We start from the raw sequence: 18,217 nt of genomic DNA on the forward strand, positions 1-18,217 counted from the left end.
AAGCCGGACGAAAAATCTGGCTTTCATCGCTACCCGTCTTGTGACAAGGGTGGTGAGGCTTATCCTCTGAAGGCGATATGAAGGCGATCTCCGGCACGAATCTCGAGCAGGCCAAGTCTCACAATCGGCGGGTGGTGATCGAGTTGATCCGCACGCACGGTTCCCTGTCGCGGGCGGCGATCGCCCGGATGACGGCGCTGACGCCGCAGACGGTGTCGAACATCGTCGAGGAGCTGGAGAGGTCGCATCTGCTCGTCGCCGCCGAGGCGCAGAAGCTGGCGCGCGGCCAGCCGATCATCCCCTATTCGATCAATCCGGCCGGGGCCTATTCGATCGGCCTCGAGCTTGGCCGCCAGCGGGCGAGCGGCGTGCTGACGGATCTCTCCGGCGCCGTCTGTGCGCGCGTCGACCGCCAGGTCGAACACCCCGATCCGCAGCGGGCGATGCCGATCCTCCACTCCATCGTCGAGCATCTCAAGCAAGCCTTCGCCTTCGACCAGGGGCGGCTGCTCGGCGTCGGCATCGCCCTGCCCGGCCGCTATGGCGAGGGCGGCACCACCTCTCTCAGCCCCCATAGCCTGCCCGGCTGGCAGGGATTTCCCGTCGGCCCCGAGCTGGAGCAGCGGCTCAGCGTGCCGGTGCTGGTCGAGAACGATGCGACGGCAGCCGCGATCGGCGAGCGGCTTCACGGTGTTGCCCGCGGCCTCGCCAGTTTCGTCTATCTGTTTCTGGCCGGCGGCGGCGGCATCGGCGCCGGCATGTTCCTCGACGGCCATCTCTACAAGGGCAGCCGCAACAATGCCGGCGAGATCGGGCATGTCATCGTCGAGCCGCATGGCAGGATCTGCAGCTGCGGCAAACGCGGTTGCCTCGATCGCTACATCTCGGCGTCCGTCGCCTATGAATCCATGGGGATTGCTAATGCGGGGGAGCTTTCGCCCGACGAGCTCGATGCGCTGATCGCCAGAGGCGGCGAAGGTCTGGACGCCTGGCTCGACCAGGCCGTCCAGCCGCTGCGCCAGATCCTCGATTTCCTCGAGCTCGCCTTCGATCCTGAGACCATCGTGCTGGGTGGCAGCATCCCGAGCTCGTTGATGCAGCGCCTTGCCGAGCGGCTTGAGCCGCTGCACGATCCGATCGACCCAGGCCGGAAGGACGGCGTGCCCCGCGTCATGATCGGCATGACCGGCAAGGATACCGCGATCCTCGGCGCCGCGGCCCTGCCGATCTTTTCCGAAACCAATCCTCGCTTCGACGTGCTGCAGAAGCCGGTCAGCTAGCTCTCGCCGGTCCGTCAGCCGCGTGCCGGCAGGGTCGCACCTGGTTGCCGCGGGCGGCGGGCGAGAGGGGGCGCAAAGATGATCACGTTCCCGAGCAGCGTCAGCGCCAGGCCGATCAGGCCGAGGCCGCTCCAGTGGTAGCCCTCGAACACCGTCGACAGCGACAGGGCGACGATCGGAAACAGCACGGTGGCATAGGCCGCGCGTGAGGAGCCGATGCGGGACACCAGCATCAGGTAGGTGGTGAAACCGATCACCGATCCGATCGCCGAGAGATAGAGCAGCGCGGCAAGATAGGTGATGCCTGATGGTGCCACGATCGACGTCTGCGTCACGGCAATCAGGACGAGGAGGACGATCGTGCCATAGGTCATGCCCCAGGCATTGGCGGTCAGCGGTGAGATTCCGGCCGCGCTGTTGCGGCGCGATGCCATGTTGCCGAGCGAGAAGAACAGCGTGCCGAGCGCTGCGAGCCCGATCCCTTTCAACGTGCCCATATCGAAATCGACGACAACCTCCTCTCCGAACAGCAGGAGAAGGCCGGTTGCGCCGAGTGCCGCGGCGATGAGCGTGCGGCCTGTAATGCGGTCGCCGAAGAAGAGCCGCGCATTGACGGCATTGTAGATCGTCGCGAGCGAGAAGATCACCGAGATCAGCCCTGATGGAATCGAGGCGGCGGCGTTGTAGAAACAGATGAAATTGAGGCTGAACAGGCAGAGCGCCTGCGCCAGGATGAAAGGTTGATCGCGCAAGGCAGGAAGCTTGAGCCGGCGCATGACGGCAAGGATGGCGACGAGGATCACCGCTGCCAGCGCAAATCTGTAAAAGACCGAGACCAGGACCGGCACGGGACCGACCTGCATTGCAATGGCGATCCAGGTCGTCCCCCATATGAGGACGGTCGCGATGAAAAGAACGGCATTTGCCATGGAGTGATCCTCTTTTCTCCACGACATAGATCAACCGTGAGCCGGTCTCTTGCATATTCTTGCGGCGAAATTCCTTGCCCCGGACTTCCAGCTCGCCACGCGGGCCGTCCACCGGTATTGTTCGCAGGACGTCGCACGTGTGGGGAAGAATAGGTGAAAGACAGCCGCCTCTCGGTTTACAGCTTTTTGTCCGCATCTCCCTCTGCCCGGGTGTCACAGTCCATCGATCTGGGGTTCGGGCGATCAGCTGCCCTCTGGAGCAATGGCAACGACAGGATGAGCTATGAGCAGCCGGACGGACATACGTTCAGCCTTTATCTCAACGGTGGCGCCGGAACGCGCCGTCTGGATGGCAGCCCCGCTGCGCGAGGCCGGCCCGGCGCTTTGTGCGTCATGCCACAGGGGCACTCGTCCGAATGGGAAATCGCCGATCCCTTCGAATTCGTCCATCTCTATGTTCCGGACGACCAGATGCGCCGGATGTTTGCAGAGACGTTTGACCGCGATTCCAGGATGATGGTGCTTCCCGAAGTGACCTTCGCGGATGCACCCGTCTTGGCGCGGGCGCTTTGGCAGATGACGAAAGCGATGTCGGCGGGTGGTTATCTGCTGGCTGAGGAAGCGATGATGCAGACGATCAACGATTTCTTCGTTGATCCGCGGTATGGAGGCATGCGGGCCCGCGCGATCAGCGGCGGGCTCGCGCCGCATGTGCGCCACCGAACGCTGGACTATATCGAGGCCCATCTTGGCGAGACAATCCGCCTGCAGGATCTGGCGGAGATCGGGCAGCTCAGCGCCTTTCATTTTCAGCGGATGTTCCGGGCAAGCTTTGGTGTATCGCCGCACGGCTGGGTGGCGCACCGGCGTGTCGAGCGCGCCAAATCGATGTTATCGGGCATGGAGCCGATCGCGCAGATAGCATCGGCCTGCGGCTTCAGCAGCCAGAGCCACCTGACACGGGCCTTCAAGCTGGGCACAGGCGTCACACCCTCTGCTTACCGCCAGCGGCGGTGAAGGCGAGCCTTACGACTGCTGCAGCCCGTAAAGCAGCGGCATCAGCCCGGCGAGCGCCTTGAAGCGCTCCCAGGACTTGGAGGGCGGCTTCGTCCAGCCGGTTTCGGCAAGTCCTGAGATGCGCGGGAAGACGAGGCGGTCGAAGACGGCGCGGTCGGTCATCGGTTCCGACCAGATGCAGGCCTGGATGCCGAGCAGCTGCTGCTTCTGCGCCGCCGTCCAGCCACTGAGCGGATCGAAGTTGTAGAGCTTTTCCGCATCCGAGTTCCCTGCCCAGCTGGCGCCCGGTTCATCCCAATCGGGCCTCAGCGCCATGTCGAGGTAATAGACTTGGCCGGGGCAGACGACCATTTGGTAGCCGCGTTCGGCGAGATCGGCCGAAACCTCTACATTGCGCCAGCTGCAGAGATAGCTCTTCTCCTTGTCGATGACGTCGCCATGGGCCGCCTCTTCCCAGCCGCCGGTGATGCAGCCCTTGCTCGCTAGGAAACGCTGCACGCGCTCCAGGAACTCCGCCTGCAGGATCGCCGCGCCCGAGCCGTGAATATCGTCGGCGCCATGCGTGTTGGTGACGACGTTCAGCCGCTTGGCATGGGCATCGGCAACCGCATCGCCGGCGACGGCGCGCAGGCGTTCCAACGCGGTCGGCGAGCCGGACCACGCCCCGAGCGGCACCTCGTCGGCGCCGAGATGGATGGTCTTGAACGGAAAGAGCTCGATCAGTTCCGAAAGAATGGTCTCGACGATCTCGTAGGTCTGCTCGCGGGCCGGATTGATGCAATTGTCGGGAAAGCCCTGGACGGAGTAGTAGCTGCCCTTCTCGGCCGGATCGCGCAGCTCCGGTATCGCCTGCTGCATGGCGTAGCAATGGCCGGGCATATCGATCTCCGGCACGATTTCGATGCCGAAGCTTTTCGCCTGGGCGACGATCTCGCGGATGACGGCTTTGCTGTAGTAACCGCCCGTCCGCGCCGGACTTGAGCCCAGCAGCGGCGGCATGGCAAGGCCGTGGCCGCGCCAGGCGCCGATCTCGGTCAGAGCGGGATAGGCGTCGATCTCGACGCGCCAGGCCTCGTCGTCGGAAAGGTGCCAGTGGAAGCGATTGAGCTTGTTCCAGGCCAGCACCGCCAGCAGCTTCTTGACCTCGGCGGCGGCATAGAATTGGCGGGCGACGTCGAGATGCAGGCCGCGCCAGCCCATTGCCGGTTCGTCGACGATCTCCCCGGCTCCAGGAAACTGGAAGACGCCGGGATGCAGCCTGGCGCCGCGCCAGATCTGGCCGAGTGTCACGAGGCCGTAGAGAAAGCCGGTGCGGCTGCTTGCCTCAACAGTCAGGGTCTCGTCGTTGAAGCTCAGCCGGTAGGCTTCGGGGCCGAAGCCGGCAACATCCTTCAGAATAACCGGGACCGCGCCTTCCGCCTCGGTGCGCACAATGCCTTCGACGGCGAAGAGATGGTCGACCAGCGCTGCGAAGCCTTTCGCCGCCGCCTGCCCCTCGGCGCTCTGCGCCTGCGGCGCAAAACCGGCCGGCAGCGGACGGCGGGAGGAGACCGCCACATGGTTCGGCCAGGGGATGACCGATATCTGAACGGGCGCGTTGGCAGGAACCGGATAGATCTCGGCGCCGCGCTTCAGGGCCGCGTTGCTGACCGAAGAGCGCGTCGGCTCGACGTCGAGCACGATGGTGCTGCCATCGGAAAGCGCGAGATAGGCGCTCGTCGCGCCGTCCGTCCAGTGGCGGAACTGCCAGCTCAGCGCATAGACGGAGATTGTCCAGGTCTCGCCGGCGCCGAGCACGAAACCGGCCGGCGGCTGGAATTCGGTGAAATTCGAAAGCCGTTGCGAAACGGTCGCGCCTTCGACGCGCCCGACGGGATCGACGCGCCCCGGGCCGCTGACGCAGAGGGAAAAATTCGAAAGCGGTTCGCTGCCGAGGTTCTTGAGGCGCAGGACGTAGGAGAATTCCTTGCCGTCGGCGGGCGGGTTCCAAAGGGTTTCAAGCCGCAGGGCGTTCGGTCGCGGTTTCGACATCGTCACTCTTCCTTGAGGGAAAACCAGGTTTTTGAGCGTTCCGGCATAGGCGCCGGGATCGGCATGGCGGTGAAGTCAATCAAATTGATTTAATATTGATAGTCGGGTTTTCGCCGAGGCGTCAATCGGCGATGGGGAATTTCTGCTGCTGACGTCCGCGCCTGTTTCCGGCATCGGGCCGCGGGCAAGCCACTTGCTGGCGAGATGGCGGAGGCGACGGCAGGTGTCGCAATTTGGGAAAAATCGGCTCGTCCCCATCGTGTAACGATTGAGGGAGCCGGGCGCATAGAAGGCCCAGACCATATTCGAACCCCGAGCCTGACCCTTTCCGGCCAGGCTCGATTGCGTCGATGATAAAATGGCGCCTTGGTGTCTTATGAAGCCAGTAAGATTGTCTGAGCCCGTTTGTGACGGGTTGTCCGTCCTCGGATCACGGGTAAGATTTCTCTCAATCTTTTTGCACCACTCCCTGATTCCCCTCTGGCACCCATCGACGAGATCTCCATGGCCCCCAACCGGACGCGCAGCTTGCAAATGCCCCGACGCGAAGAGCTTGGCCTCTTTGTGATCAGCAACGGTTCCGGCCTGTCGATATCGGCGCTGCCGAATGGGACGCTGTTTGCCATCGACTATGCCGACGACAAGGGATCGGTGCAGATCAACCAGATCCAGGGCTCGCCGCTCATCGGCGGCATTGGCCGCCTTTATCTGCGCGTCGGCGGCGCTCGCCCCGATGTCGTCGAGATCGTCGGCCCCCGTGCCGATGGCAGCTTCGCCTATGATGCGACGAGCTTCTCCTGGAGCGGCAAGACAGGCGATATCGCCTACGACGTGCGCCTCGCGATTCACCCCTCCGAAACGGCATGGTTCTGGCGTGCCTCGATCCGGCATCTGAGAGAGGGAACGCTGCCGGTGGATCTGGTGCTGATCCAGGATGTCGGCCTCGGCGATCGCGGCTTTCTGATGAACAGCGAGGCCTATGCCTCGCAATATGTCGACCACCACATTGCCGACCACAAGGCCTATGGCTTCGTCGTGATAAACCGGCAAAACCTCAAACAGTCGGGCGGCCGCAATCCCTGGCTCGCGCAAGGCTGCCTCGACGGGGCTGTTGCCTATGCCACCGATGCGATCCAGCTGGTGCAGGCAAAGGGCCGGCTCGACGACCTGCTGGTCGGCGCCTTCGACACGCCGCTGCCGAGCGAACGGCGGCAGCAGGAGACCGCCTGCCCTGCCCTTCAATCGAGAGCGCTTTTGGTCACACCAGATGGCGCGACGGCGACGTTCTTTGCCCTGTTCGCCGCCGATCATCCCGAAGCGTCGAGCGATGCCGATCTTTCGCGTCTCGACGGCATCGAGGTGCCGGACGATGCGGCCGCTCGTCCGAAGGCAGCAGCACCGGTTCGCAGCCTGCTCCAGGACGCTCCTCTGCTGAAAGTCGAGACGCTCGATAAAAGGACGATCGGCCGGCTCTATCCCGAGCGGAGCCTGGAAGAGCGCGGCCACGGAAAACTGCTTTCCTTTTTCGTGCCGGACGGTGCGCTCAACCGCCACGTCGTGCTGCGCGACAAGGAACTCGTCGTCGCGCGGCGCCACGGCGCGATCGTCCGAAGCGGCCAGAACATGCTGCTGGATGACGCCACTCTCGCCGCCACCTGCTGGATGCAGGGGATATTCGCCGCGCAGCTGACGATCGGCAACACATCTTTTCACAAGCTCTTTTCCGTCTCGCGCGATCCCTACAATCTGACGCGCGCCAGCGGACTGCGCATCATGGCGGATGTCGGCGCGGGCTGGCAGCTTCTGGCGGTGCCGTCGGCTTTCGAGATGGGTTTGAGCGACTGCCGCTGGATCTATCAATGCCCGGAGCACACGATTATCGTGACGGCCGTCGCCTCCGGCGAGGATGCGGCGATGCAATGGAGCCTCTCGGTCGAGGGCAAGCCGTGCCGCTTCCTGGTCTTCGGTCATGTCGTGCTCGGCGAGCGCGAATATGACGCCGGCGGGCAGATCGACTTCGGCCCCTCGCGCAAACGCGTGTCCTTCCGGCCCGACCCCGCCTGGCTCTGGGGCGGGCGTTACCCCGATGCCGTCTATTGGCTGGTGAGTTCGACGCCCGATGCCATCGACGAGATCGGCGGCGACGAGCTGCTCTATGCCGATGGCCTTGCGCGCAACGGCGCTTTCGTGGCCCTGCGATCCCGGGCGACGCAGGCCCTCTCCTTTGCCGTCGTCGGCTCGATGACCGATGCTGAAGAGGCCGAGCGGCTGGCGCAACGGTATGAGGCCGGCGTCAGCGAGGAAGCCATGCTCGCGCCGGCATCAACATTCTGGCGCAACGCCGTGCGCTGCATGCGGATCGACAGCGCTTCGCCCGATCTTGCCGCCCAGGCGACCCTCCTGCCCTGGCTCGCCCATGACGCCATCGTGCATCTGAGCGTGCCGCATGGACTGGAGCAATATACGGGAGCGGCCTGGGGCACGCGCGACGCCTGCCAGGGGCCGATCGAATTCCTGCTCGCCTATGAGCATGACCGCGAGGCCAAGCAAGTGCTGAAAACCGTCTTCAGCGAACAGTACCTGGAAAAAGGCGACTGGCCGCAATGGTTCATGCTGGAGCCCTATGCCAACATCCGGGCAGGCGACTGCCACGGCGATATCATCGTCTGGCCGTTGAAGGCGCTGTGCGACTATATCGAAGCGACCGGCGATCTCGCCATTCTCGACGAAAAGGTGTCCTGGCGCGATGAAAAGTCCATGCAGAAGGCGCCCAAGGCCGACGCCATCGCCATCCATGTCGAGAAGCTGCTCGATACCGTCCGCGAACGCTTCATCCCGGGAAGCCATCTGATCCGTTATGGCGAGGGCGACTGGAACGATTCTCTGCAGCCGGCCGATCCGCATCTGCGCGACTGGATGGTCAGCAGCTGGACCGTCGCCTTGCTCTACGAGCAGATCGTTCGTTATTCCGCCATCCTGCGCCGTCTCGGGCTTGGCGAGAAAGCCAGGGCCCTGAGGAAGATCGCAATGGCGATGCGCCGGGATTTCAACCGCCATCTCGTGCGGGACGGCGTCGTCGCCGGCTATGGCATTTTCGATCCGGCCCATGACGGCGTCGAATTGCTGCTGCATCCGAGCGACACGCGCACCGGCCTCTCCTTCTCGCTGATCGCGATGACGCAGGCGATGCTCGGCAAGCTGTTCACCCCGGCGCAGCGACGCGATCACATGCGGCTGATCGAGGAGCATCTGCTTTTCCCCGACGGCGTGCGGCTGATGGAAAAGCCCGCAACCTACGCCGGCGGGCCTGAAACGCTGTTCCGTCGGGCCGAATCCTCCTCCTTCTTCGGCCGCGAGATCGGCCTGATGTATGTGCATGCGCATCTGCGTTATTGCGAAACGCTTGCCCTGGACGGCGCGGCGGACGCGCTCTGGAAGGCGATCGCCGTCGTCAATCCGATCGCCGTCACCGCGGCCTTGCCGCAGGCATCGCTGCGCCAGCGCAATACCTATTTCAGCAGCAGCGACGCGGCCTTCCCTGATCGCTATCAGGCCGCGGATGATTGGGCGCGCGTCAAGGCGGGCAAGATCGCCGTCGACGGCGGATGGCGCATCTATTCAAGCGGGCCGGGCCTCTACACCAGGAGCTTCGTCGAAAATATTCTCGGATTCAAACGACGCTTCGGCCGGCGCAGCCGCAAACCGCTGCTGCCGGCGGCGCACGCCACCCTCGATCTCAGGACGGATCATGCCGCCTGGCGGCGGTTGATGAAACCGAAGCCGCAAATTTGAAATTCAGCAAAGGTTGGTCGCGTCGCGCAGCTCTTCGAAGCGCGCGGCGCTCTTCGACAGGTGGCTGCGGATCGCGCGGCGCGCGGCCGCTTCGTTGCCGTCGCGGATCGCCGCGAAGATGGCGTGGTGTTCCCTGCGCATGCGGGCGGCATGGCGCTTGCGCTCGAAAGCCGTCATCTTGTCGAGGCGCGCCCATTGGCGCGGCACCATAATATCGCCGAACGTGTCGAAGAGGCGGCTGTAATAGGAATTTTGCGTCGCGACCAGGATCGACCGGTGGAAGGCGTAATCTTCCTGTGCGCCGTATCCGCCCTTTTCCAGTGCTTTGTCGAGGGCGTCTAGACGATCCTGCATACGGTCGATGTCTTCCGGCGTGCGCCGCAGCGCGGCAAGTCCGGCGGCTTCATATTCGACCCCGATGCGCAGCTCCAGCACCCGCAGCACCTCGTCGATCGACTGCAGGTCGTTGGGGATGATCGAGAAGGATCGCGGGTTGGGATCGTTTGACACGAAAGCGCCGAGGCCCTGATGCGTGGTGATCAAGCCCTTGGCGCGTAGCGTGGCGAGCGCCTCGCGCACGATCGTCCGGCTGACGCCGGTCGCCGCCATGATCGCCTGTTCGGTCGGCAGGCGCTGGCCGGGTTTCAGGTCGCCGGATTCGATCTGCGCCATCAGCGTATCGGCAAGGCCGCTGCGCAGGTTCGGCGGCTGGCGAGTGGTCGTGAAGTGCGCGTTGTCCTTGTCCGTCATCCCGATCGAAATCCTGCCTGTCGAGGCGCCGGCGCCGGCCGCTATGTCTTTGCTAACCCATGCCGGCCGGAAAGGCAAAAACGGCTTGGCGGCTGTGAAACTCGGGAGCGGCAGGCCGGATCACCGCGCCAGCCAGCCCCCGTCAACCGGCAGTACCGTGCCATGCACATAGTCGGATGCCGACGATGCCAGGAAGACGGCCGCACCGCCGAGTTCATCAGGCTTCCCCCAGCGCCCGGCCGGAATGCGGGCCAGAATGGCGGCATTGCGATCCGGATCCTCGCGCAGCGCCGTCGTGTTGTTGGTGACGAAGTAACCCGGCGCGATGGCGTTGACGTTGACGCCCTTGCTGGCCCATTCGCAGGCAAGCAGCTTGGTCAGGCCGGCAAGCCCGCTTTTCGAGGCGGTATAGGAGGGGATGCGGATGCCACCCTGGAAGGACAGCAGCGAGGCGATGTTGATGATCTTGCCCCTGCCCTTGTCGACCATGTGGCGGCCGGCCGCCTGCGACAGGAAGAAGGCCGTCTTCAGGTTGACGTCGATCACCGCGTCCCAGTCTTCCTCGGTGAAGTCGAGCGCATCGGCGCGGCGGATGATGCCGGCATTGTTGACGAGGATGTCGAGGCCGCCGAAGGTCTGGATGGCCTCGGCGACGATCGCCTTGACCGGTTCGATGGTGCCGAGATCGGCCTTGATGACATGGAAGCGGCTGCCCGCTTCCTTCACCAATGCTTCGGTTTCGTCCATCGAGGAGCGCCCGACGGCGACGATCGAGGCGCCAGCCGCGGCCAGCGCGGCCGCGATGGCCTGGCCGATGCCGGTATTGGCGCCGGTGACGACGGCGGTTTTTCCGGAAAGGTCGAAAGGGTTCGCCACGGTGCTCACCTCAGATCCGCAATGGCGATATGATCCATGTCGGTGAAGCTCTTATTGTCGCCGGCCATCGCCCAGATGAAGCTGTAGTTCTTGGTGCCGGCGCCCGAATGGATCGACCAGGGCGGCGAGATGACTGCCTGTTCGTTGGCGACGAGCATATGCCGGGTCTGCTGCGGCTCGCCCATGAAGTGGAAGACGCGCTGCTCGGCTTCGAGATCGAAATAGAGATAGGCTTCCATGCGCCGGTCATGCGTATGGGCCGGCATGGTGTTCCAGACGCTGCCCGGCTCGATCATGGTGAAGCCCAGGGTGAGCTGGCAGGACTGGCAGACGTCGGGATGGATGAACTGGTAGATCGACCGCTTGTTGGCCGTCGCGGCTTCGCCCGGCGTCAGGTGGCGGGCCTTTTCGCGGGTGAGCAGCACGGTGGGGTGCGTTTGATGCGCAGGCGTCGAGACCAGATAAAACTTGGCCGGATTGGCGGCATCGACGCTTTCGAACCTGACGTCCTTGGCGCCCTTGCCGGCATAGAGGCAATCATATTTGGCAAGTTCGTAGCTGGTGCCGTCGACGATGATGCGGCCGGCGCCGCCAATGTTCAGCGCACCGAGTTCACGCTCGGCGAGGAAGGTTTCCTGTCCGATCGCTGTCGGCGCCGTAAGCGTCAGCCCGGTGCCGAGCGGAGTGGCGCCGCCGATGACCATGCGGTCGTAATGGGAATAGGTCAGCCGGATCTCGCCGCCTTCGAAGAGGGTTTCCACCAGAAAGTGACGCCGCAGCGTTTCGGTGTCGTAACTGCGCACGGCCTCGGGGTGGGAGGCGTGCCTCACGTCGATCTGCATGTCAATTTTCCTTCAGCTTCATTGTCGTCAGGCGGTACCGCTATTGCGGAAAGCTGGTCATATCAGAGGTTCTCCGCTGCGGTGGTATCCGTCTGGTTACATAGTTGTACGACAAGTTCGGTGTCAACAGCTTTGTCCGCGAGTGGCCGATGAGAGCGAGGCGGCAAGAGCATTCAAGCAGAGTTGAGAACGGACAGGAGAATTTGCCTGCGATTGAAGAGGAATTCCCATTGCAAGCGGCCGCTTTCGGCGCGGTCCGGTGGCCAAAACGAAAAAGCCTGCCGCGGGAGGAGGTGCGGCAGGCTTTTCGAAAAGAACCGAACGACAGCTGGGAGGAGGAGTGCTGCCGTTCCCGCAAGCGACCCTGGGAGGAGGATGGGCGCCTGCATATCGAAGGGATGCGGGAGGAGATGCATCGCTTCGATAGAAATAATCATACTTATTTTATGCCCAGTTGATAAGCATTTCTTTGCAATGCAGCCATGCATTATGCGAAATGCTCATGGCTGGCAGGCACTGCACAAGCAAAGCGCCCGCTCGGGAGAAGCAGGCGCTGGGCAAGGCTCGAAGGTGGTCGTCTGTGAGGCCGTTAGCGGCCGATGGCTGCACGGGCGATGTTGCGGATTTCGCCGCGGCCGATGCCGAGGTCGTCCAGTTCGCGCGTAGTCATACGGCCCAGTTCAGCGACCGTCTGACGGTACTTGCGCCAATTGTTGAAAGAGCGTGCGACGTTCATGATGATCCCCTTTCCGTGGGCTTTCGAAGCCTAGCTGCCAGTCCTTGGCGCTTCGTTTGCTTCGATGAGCCGTATATAATATGAGAACCGCGATTGTTGCAGCGCCAATGCATCACTGCACCTATGCGGCCTTTGCATGGGTCGTGTTCAGGAGGGGGTTGTTCAGGATCCCAACCGCTTCGCGGTCAGAGTTTGAAACGATCGAAGGCCGTCAGCCGCACGGTCGGTGGATCCGCCTCTCTCCATCGGTAGATTTCTGAGCGCAGATAGGAGAGTTCGTCACCGAGGTCGTCTTCGCCGACTTCGATCCACCAGGACTTCAGGCGGCCGTCGCTTCCGTCAGACCAGCGATAGCCCCTCGCCTTCAGATGGTCCTTCATTTCGAACGGGCTGTGTTCGGCGAAGATGCGGATGCGCGAGCGCTGGCTTGCCCGGTAGAGCTCGGCAAAGGGGCTTTCACCTTCACCTTGCTGCCGGTCGAGGATTTCCAGAAGCGCGTGGCAGTCGTCCACCGCGCGATGGCCCTCATGAAAATAACCGGCCTGGCCGACGAGATAACCGAGCTTGGTGCCTTCGAAGCCGCGCGCGCTCCAGTCGATTTCCGACACCGAACATGCCCAGGCCTTGCCGGTGAAGAGCGGCGAGAAGGCCTCGCAGAACGGCCGGTCGAAACCGGCATTGTGGGCGATGATCAGATCGGCAGGTTCGATCAGATCGCTGAGCGATCTGATGTCGATCACCTGTCCTTCGACCATCGTATCGGTGATCCCCGTCAGCCGGGTGACTTCGGGCGGGATCGGCCGCGACGGCTGCTGCAGGCCGCCATAGATGCCGACGATATCGCCGACCGTGCCGTCGTCGGCGAAGGTAAAGGCGACGGCGCCGATTTCGATGATCTCGTCGCTGCGATGGTTGAGGCCCGTCGTCTCCGTGTCGAGAACGACGCCGAGCCGCGAAAATTGCGGCCGCCTGACCGAGGCAATCGGTCGGGCGGTCAATTTCCTCAGGATGCGATAGTTGCCGCTCTCCTCGAGCGTGCGCGCCATGTCTTCATCGGACCGGCCGGCCGGCTCCAACGGCGGGCGGCGCGATGGAGCGCGCGCCTTGGCGGCCGCCGGCGATGCCTTGGCAAACATGTCGAGTTGCGAATCTATCTGCACGCTCATCGGACCTGTATGTCACGCAAATGCGGTTTAATCCACCGCGCGAGGCGCTATCCCCAGCCCTTGCCTTTTGTGGACATCGAAGTTTAGCTGGGCATGCGCAGCCAAAGGAGAAGACATGTCTGGTGACAGCGGCAAGGGGGCCGACGAGGATATCGTCATCATCGGCGCCGGTGCTGCCGGCATTGCTGCTGCCCGCCGCCTGCAGGTAATCCGTCCGGACCTTTCGATCCTTCTGCTAGAAGCCGGTGATCGTCTTGGCGGCCGGGCCTGGACGGTCGGACTGGCGGGAGCATCCGACATGGCGCTCGATCTCGGCTGCGGCTGGCTTCACGGGGCGCGGACCAATGCCTGGACGGCGATTGCCGAGGAGGTGGGACTGACGGTCGACCGCACGCCGGCGCCCTGGAACGGCGGGCGGCGGCTTCAGCGGGATGGCGCCGACATCCATGCTGCGCAGGAGGCGATCGGCGGCTATTTCGAGCGCCTCGACAGCCATGAAGGCGATGATACCGATCTGGCCGCGATGCTTGAACCCTGCAATGCCTGGAACGGCCAGATCCGGGCAATCGGCACCTACATCACCGGCGCCGAACTGGAACGGTCTTCGGTCGTCGACTATAACAGATATGACCCAGGCCCTGGCCCCGACTGGCGGGTGCGTCAGGGCTATGGAACCTTGATCTCGCTCTATGGCAGGCCGGTTCCGGCAAGGCTCGGCGTCGAGGTCAGGCGTATCGAGCATCGCCATGCCGGCCGGATCGGCATCGAGACGAGCCAAGGCGTGCTGAGCGCCCGCGCCGTGCTCGTAACCGTTTCGACGAATATGCTTGCCGCTGAAAAGATCGCCTTCGATCCGCCCTTGCCTGACAAAACCGAGGCCGCCGCTCGTTTGCCGCTCGGACTTGCCGACAAACTCTTCCTCGGTCTCGCGCATCCGCAGGCGCTGCCGGCCGATACGCATATGCTCGGTTCCATCAGCCGCGGCGCCACCGGCACCTATCAGCTCAGGCCGTTGGGGGCTGCCGCCGTCGAAGCCTATTTTGCCGGCGATCTCGCCCATGATCTGGAACGGGAGGGCAGACAGGCTGCCTTCTCCTTTGCCGCCGATGAACTGTCGGCGGAATTCGGCGCGGATATCCGCCGGGAATTGTCGCTGGCGGCGATCTCGGCCTGGGCCGCGGAACCCTATATCGGCGGCTCCTATTCCTATGCCCAGCCCGGCGCCTCCGATCTGCGCGGCGTGCTCGCCGCGCCACATGATGGGCGGATTTTCTTTGCCGGAGAAGCCTGCTCGCATTCGCGTTATTCGACGGCGCACGGGGCCTACGAGACCGGCGTCGCCGCAGCCGATCAGATCGCCGGCTCGTTATCGAAAAATCCGTAACTGTCGCCCACCCGCGGGAATATGTTTTCCCACTTGTGGCACGGGCAGGATTGGTTATGCTGCCCTCGCCCCTGCGCTGGATGAGCCCAGGGCGCCATACGTCATCCGGCGGCAGAGGCCGCCTCAAGCTCGATATTGTCATTAGATTGCGGAAGCCCCGGCTTCTACCCCGGCGATTTTGCGCGTCGGCTGCGGGCATCCGCATGAGGAGGAATAAATGGATTATCGCAAGCTCGGTCCCAGCGGGGCCGTCGTCACCGCCTATTGCCTGGGCACCATGACCTTCGGCGCGGAGGCCGACGAGACGGCCTCGCATAAGCTGCTCGACGATTATTTCGCCTGGGGCGGCAATTTCATCGATACCGCCGATGTCTACAGCGCCGGCAAGTCGGAAGAGATCATCGGCCGCTGGCTGAAGGCGCGCCCGACCGAGGCCCGCCAGGCGATCGTCGCCACCAAGGGCCGGTTTCCGATGGGCAACGGACCCAATGATATCGGCCTGTCGCGCCGGCATCTAGGCCAGGCGCTCGACGATTCGCTGCGCCGCCTCGGTCTCGAACAGATCGACCTCTACCAGATGCATGCCTGGGACGCGCTGACGCCGATCGAAGAGACGCTTCGTTTCCTCGACGATGCGGTTTCATCCGGCAAGATCGGCTATTACGGCTTCTCCAACTATGTCGGCTGGCACATCGCCAAGGCGTCGGAGATTGCCAAGGCGCGCGGTTATACGCGTCCGGTGACGCTGCAGCCGCAATACAGCCTGCTCGCGCGCGACATCGAGCTCGAAATCGTCGCGGCCTGCCAGGACGCCGGCATGGGCCTCTTACCCTGGTCGCCGCTCGGCGGCGGCTGGCTGACCGGCAAGTACAAGCGCGACGAGATGCCGACCGGCTCCACCCGCCTCGGCGAGAACCCCAATCGCGGCAGCGAATCCTATGCGCCGCGCAATGCCCAGGAACGCACCTGGGCGATCATCGGCGCTGTGGAGGAGATCGCCCGGGCGCGCGGCGTCAGCATGGCGCAGGTGGCGCTCGCCTGGACGGCGGCCCAGCCGGCCGTCACCTCGGTCATTCTCGGCGCCCGCACGCCCGAGCAGCTCGCCGACAATCTCGGCGCGATGAAGCTTGAGCTTTCCAAGGAAGAGATGGCCAGGCTCAACGAGGTGAGCGCTCCCCAGCCTCAGGATTATCCCTACGGCAAGGGCGGCATCAATCAGCGCTTTCGCAAGATCGAAGGCGGCCGCTGAACCTTTCGGCCTAGTTTTTGCAACGACACCGTCCGCTTCCTGCCGAAGCGGACGGATCATTCGCCGATGTCAGGGCCACATCAATGCAAAAAGCCGCCATGTTTCCATGGCGACTCTTCGGCCTTGGGAGGCTATTCAGGCCGGGAGCTGGAAGAACCAGTTTGCGATCAGGACGATCGCGAGGCCCCCTGCGAGTGCGAGATAGGGCAGCATGCCGGCTTTTCTGACCCCGAGATCCTGGCCGATGAGGCCGAGATCCTCCATCGCGCCGGCCGGGAACTTGCCGCCGTCGCGAACATAGTGGCGATAGGCGAAAACCGGCAGGATCAGAGCTGCGAAGATGAAGCCAACCCAGAGTGCGTTGGAGTAACCCCAGACCTTGGCGCCGGCGCCGAGGAAGAGCGCGTTGACGAAGGCGAGCACGGTGTTGAGGCCGATCAGCCAGCTCGGTGCCTTCCAGGGGCGTTCGATATGGCCGGAATCCATCCGGTGGATCCAGCCGGAATTGAGGTTCAGGAAGTTGAAGATGATGTAGCCCACATTCGAGACGGCGAGCACGAAGAAGTAACCGCCGACGTCGGAAGCGATCGCCAGAAGGAAGAGATTGAAGGCGAAATCGGTCCACATCGCCCGTGTCGGGGCGCCGTGCTCGTTGGCGTGGTCGAGATATTTCGGCAGCCAGCCGTCCTTCGAACCCTGGTAGAGCGTTCGCGACGAACCGGCCATCGCCGTCATGATGGCGAGGAAGAGCGCCAGGATCATCAAGACGACGAGCAACTGGGTGATCACCCGGCCGGCGCCGATCAGGCCGCCAAGCGCTTCGGCGACGCCCGTGCCGTCGACGATGCCGGGGGCCAGCATGCCGGCATGGCCGAGAACGCCCTGGAACGCGAAGGGCACCAGGAAGAAGAACAGGCAGCAGGCAAGGCCGGAATAGAAGATTGCCTTGAAGGTGTCGGTCTTCGGGTTCTTCAGTTCACGGGTGTAGCAGACGGCCGTCTCGAAGCCGTAGGTCGACCAAGCGGCGATATAAAGGCCGCCGAGAAACAGCGTCCAGCCGCCATTGCTCCAGGTGCCGTCGCTGGCGGCATAGGCCGCCGTTGGCGGCACGAGGCCGGTGACGTTCGCGGAAACGATCTGGCCGCTGATGATCGGATAGAGGCCGATGATCAGCAGCGGGACCAGCACGATGATCGCCAGCCATTTCTGCACGCTTGCCGTTTCCGAGATGCCGCGATGCTGGATCGCAAAGATGATCAGCATCAGGATGCCGCCGATGAAAAAGGTGGCGTTGATGTTGGCGGTGGCGAGGTAGGGAATGCTGAAGCTTGCGAGCGACCAGGTGCGGATCGCCGGCGTCAGAGCGGCCACACCATCGGCGCCGAGCAGCGCCTTGACGGCGTCATCCGGCGTCGTGCCGGCATGGGCTGCGATATATTCGGCGACGCGGGGGCTGTCGGCCGTAACGGAAGCCGCATGTGCTGCGATCCAGTCGAGGACGATCTGCGAATCCGCCGCCGGAATCGGGAAGAATGCATTGAGAATATAACCGGCGGCGATGGCACAACCGAGCGACAGCACGGGCGACCAGGCAAACCAGTTGCACCAGACCGACAGCGGCGCGATGAACTTCGAATAGCGCAGCCAGGCGGTGGCGCCGTAGACGGAGGCCCCGCCGGATTTATTGCCGAACATGCCGGCGATCTCGGCGTAGGTGAAGGACTGCAGGAAACCCATCACCATCGAGATGATCCAAACGACGAAGGCGAGCTTGCCCGTCGTGCCTGCGATGCCGCCAATGGAGAAGAGAACGAGCGGCGGCACGCCCGCGGCCACCCAGAATGCGCCCTTCCAGTCGAGTGCGCGTATAAGCTTACCTTCGGTGCCGGATGCAATTCCGGCCTCCACAATATCTGTCATCGGCGAAATTCCCCATTCGATTGTTCCGGACGTATCTCTGTACGTCTCCCTGAACGTGTCTCCCTGACAGTCTCAAGCCGCTCGGATGATTTTGGCGATCCGCGCTCCCGACGGATTCTCCGAGTCTGAACTCTTGATACATAGTGAAGATATTTTCTTTTTAGTCAATATCCCTTTACTTTCCACAGGCATTTTGTAACCTGTATGGGTGCATGCCGGAGAGCATGCCGATCCCCCAAGAGGGC

14 protein-coding genes are annotated in these 18,217 nt (G+C 63.4%); 6 read left to right on the forward strand and 8 right to left on the reverse strand.

The genetic code is table 11. The features are described 5' to 3' along the window. Window positions 1-77 precede the first annotated feature (77 nt). Window positions 78-1,280, forward strand: a complete 1,203-nt coding sequence (locus A7X77_RS20080; RefSeq protein ID WP_064684598.1) for an ROK family transcriptional regulator — start codon at window positions 78-80, stop codon at window positions 1,278-1,280. A 14-nt stretch (window positions 1,281-1,294) separates the two neighbouring features. Here the strand turns inward: A7X77_RS20080 and A7X77_RS20085 are convergent, their stop codons facing one another. Further along, window positions 1,295-2,209 carry a DMT family transporter gene (locus tag A7X77_RS20085; protein WP_064684599.1) on the reverse strand — a complete coding sequence of 305 codons (915 nt, stop codon included), beginning with the start codon at window positions 2,207-2,209 and terminating at the stop codon, window positions 1,295-1,297. A 276-nt stretch (window positions 2,210-2,485) separates the two neighbouring features. Here A7X77_RS20085 and A7X77_RS20090 point away from each other — a divergent pair, with 276 nt between their 5' ends. Then, a complete protein-coding gene (locus A7X77_RS20090; RefSeq protein WP_064684600.1) occupies window positions 2,486-3,226 on the forward strand; it encodes a helix-turn-helix domain-containing protein in 741 nt (246 codons plus the stop codon). A 9-nt stretch (window positions 3,227-3,235) separates the two neighbouring features. On the opposite strand, the gene A7X77_RS20095 is transcribed toward A7X77_RS20090, so the two are convergent. After that, window positions 3,236-5,257: a beta-N-acetylhexosaminidase gene (locus tag A7X77_RS20095; protein ID WP_064684601.1), complete on the reverse strand. Its 2,022-nt coding sequence runs from the start codon at window positions 5,255-5,257 to the stop codon at window positions 3,236-3,238. Window positions 5,258-5,761: 504 nt separating this feature from the next. On the opposite strand from A7X77_RS20095, the gene A7X77_RS20100 reads away from it, so the two are divergent. After that, on the forward strand, window positions 5,762-9,049 hold the full coding sequence (locus tag A7X77_RS20100; protein WP_064684602.1) for a GH36-type glycosyl hydrolase domain-containing protein: 3,288 nt from the start codon (window positions 5,762-5,764) through the stop codon (window positions 9,047-9,049). Between the two features lie 3 nt (window positions 9,050-9,052). Here A7X77_RS20100 and A7X77_RS20105 read toward each other — a convergent pair whose 3' ends face one another. The 3 genes from A7X77_RS20105 to kduI form a co-directional block, all read right to left on the reverse strand. Further along, window positions 9,053-9,799, reverse strand: coding sequence for a FadR/GntR family transcriptional regulator (locus A7X77_RS20105; RefSeq protein ID WP_064684603.1), 747 nt, complete (start codon window positions 9,797-9,799; stop codon window positions 9,053-9,055). Window positions 9,800-9,919: 120 nt separating this feature from the next. Then, the gene (gene kduD / locus A7X77_RS20110; protein ID WP_280950345.1) at window positions 9,920-10,684 is read right to left on the reverse strand and encodes a 2-dehydro-3-deoxy-D-gluconate 5-dehydrogenase KduD; all 765 of its coding nucleotides are present in this window, start codon (window positions 10,682-10,684) and stop codon (window positions 9,920-9,922) included. Further along, entirely contained in the window at window positions 10,681-11,517 is an 837-nt protein-coding gene (gene kduI, locus A7X77_RS20115; protein WP_064684604.1) for a 5-dehydro-4-deoxy-D-glucuronate isomerase, read from the reverse strand. The genes kduD and kduI overlap by 4 nt, the downstream gene beginning before the upstream one ends. A gap of 104 nt (window positions 11,518-11,621) precedes the next feature. On the opposite strand from kduI, the gene A7X77_RS33140 reads away from it, so the two are divergent. Then, complete coding sequence (locus tag A7X77_RS33140; protein WP_156668135.1) at window positions 11,622-11,975, forward strand: hypothetical protein; 354 nt, start codon at window positions 11,622-11,624, stop codon at window positions 11,973-11,975. Between the two features lie 131 nt (window positions 11,976-12,106). On the opposite strand, the gene A7X77_RS20125 is transcribed toward A7X77_RS33140, so the two are convergent. After that, on the reverse strand, window positions 12,107-12,253 hold the full coding sequence (locus tag A7X77_RS20125; protein ID WP_010026285.1) for a DUF1127 domain-containing protein: 147 nt from the start codon (window positions 12,251-12,253) through the stop codon (window positions 12,107-12,109). A gap of 185 nt (window positions 12,254-12,438) precedes the next feature. Then, window positions 12,439-13,419, reverse strand: a complete 981-nt coding sequence (locus A7X77_RS20130; protein ID WP_064684606.1) for a 3'-5' exonuclease — start codon at window positions 13,417-13,419, stop codon at window positions 12,439-12,441. A gap of 115 nt (window positions 13,420-13,534) precedes the next feature. Here A7X77_RS20130 and A7X77_RS20135 point away from each other — a divergent pair, with 115 nt between their 5' ends. Together A7X77_RS20135 and A7X77_RS20140 are read left to right on the forward strand one after the other, a co-directional pair. Next, window positions 13,535-14,803 carry a flavin monoamine oxidase family protein gene (locus A7X77_RS20135; protein WP_064684607.1) on the forward strand — a complete coding sequence of 423 codons (1,269 nt, stop codon included), beginning with the start codon at window positions 13,535-13,537 and terminating at the stop codon, window positions 14,801-14,803. Between the two features lie 217 nt (window positions 14,804-15,020). Then, the gene (locus tag A7X77_RS20140; protein WP_064684608.1) at window positions 15,021-16,052 is read left to right on the forward strand and encodes an aldo/keto reductase; all 1,032 of its coding nucleotides are present in this window, start codon (window positions 15,021-15,023) and stop codon (window positions 16,050-16,052) included. Window positions 16,053-16,187: 135 nt separating this feature from the next. Here A7X77_RS20140 and A7X77_RS20145 read toward each other — a convergent pair whose 3' ends face one another. Continuing rightward, a complete protein-coding gene (locus A7X77_RS20145; protein ID WP_064684609.1) occupies window positions 16,188-17,972 on the reverse strand; it encodes an amino acid permease in 1,785 nt (594 codons plus the stop codon). Window positions 17,973-18,217 lie beyond the last annotated feature (245 nt).

The sequence above is a fragment of the Rhizobium bangladeshense genome, assembly GCF_001662075.1.
GTDB lineage: Bacteria > Pseudomonadota > Alphaproteobacteria > Rhizobiales > Rhizobiaceae > Rhizobium > Rhizobium bangladeshense_B.

Coding starts and splice junctions, on each gene's coding strand:
- A7X77_RS20090 (WP_064684600.1), top strand. CDS start 2,486: ATGAGCTATGAGCAGCCGGACGGACATACGTTCAGCCTTTATCTCAAC.
- A7X77_RS20105 (WP_064684603.1), bottom strand. CDS start 9,799: ATGACGGACAAGGACAACGCGCACTTCACGACCACTCGCCAGCCGCCG.
- kduI (WP_064684604.1), bottom strand. CDS start 11,517: ATGCAGATCGACGTGAGGCACGCCTCCCACCCCGAGGCCGTGCGCAGT.
- A7X77_RS20085 (WP_064684599.1), bottom strand. CDS start 2,209: ATGGCAAATGCCGTTCTTTTCATCGCGACCGTCCTCATATGGGGGACG.
- A7X77_RS20140 (WP_064684608.1), top strand. CDS start 15,021: ATGGATTATCGCAAGCTCGGTCCCAGCGGGGCCGTCGTCACCGCCTAT.
- A7X77_RS20125 (WP_010026285.1), bottom strand. CDS start 12,253: ATGAACGTCGCACGCTCTTTCAACAATTGGCGCAAGTACCGTCAGACG.
- A7X77_RS20095 (WP_064684601.1), bottom strand. CDS start 5,257: ATGTCGAAACCGCGACCGAACGCCCTGCGGCTTGAAACCCTTTGGAAC.
- A7X77_RS20135 (WP_064684607.1), top strand. CDS start 13,535: ATGTCTGGTGACAGCGGCAAGGGGGCCGACGAGGATATCGTCATCATC.
- A7X77_RS20080 (WP_064684598.1), top strand. CDS start 78: ATGAAGGCGATCTCCGGCACGAATCTCGAGCAGGCCAAGTCTCACAAT.
- A7X77_RS20145 (WP_064684609.1), bottom strand. CDS start 17,972: ATGACAGATATTGTGGAGGCCGGAATTGCATCCGGCACCGAAGGTAAG.
- A7X77_RS20100 (WP_064684602.1), top strand. CDS start 5,762: ATGGCCCCCAACCGGACGCGCAGCTTGCAAATGCCCCGACGCGAAGAG.
- A7X77_RS20130 (WP_064684606.1), bottom strand. CDS start 13,419: ATGAGCGTGCAGATAGATTCGCAACTCGACATGTTTGCCAAGGCATCG.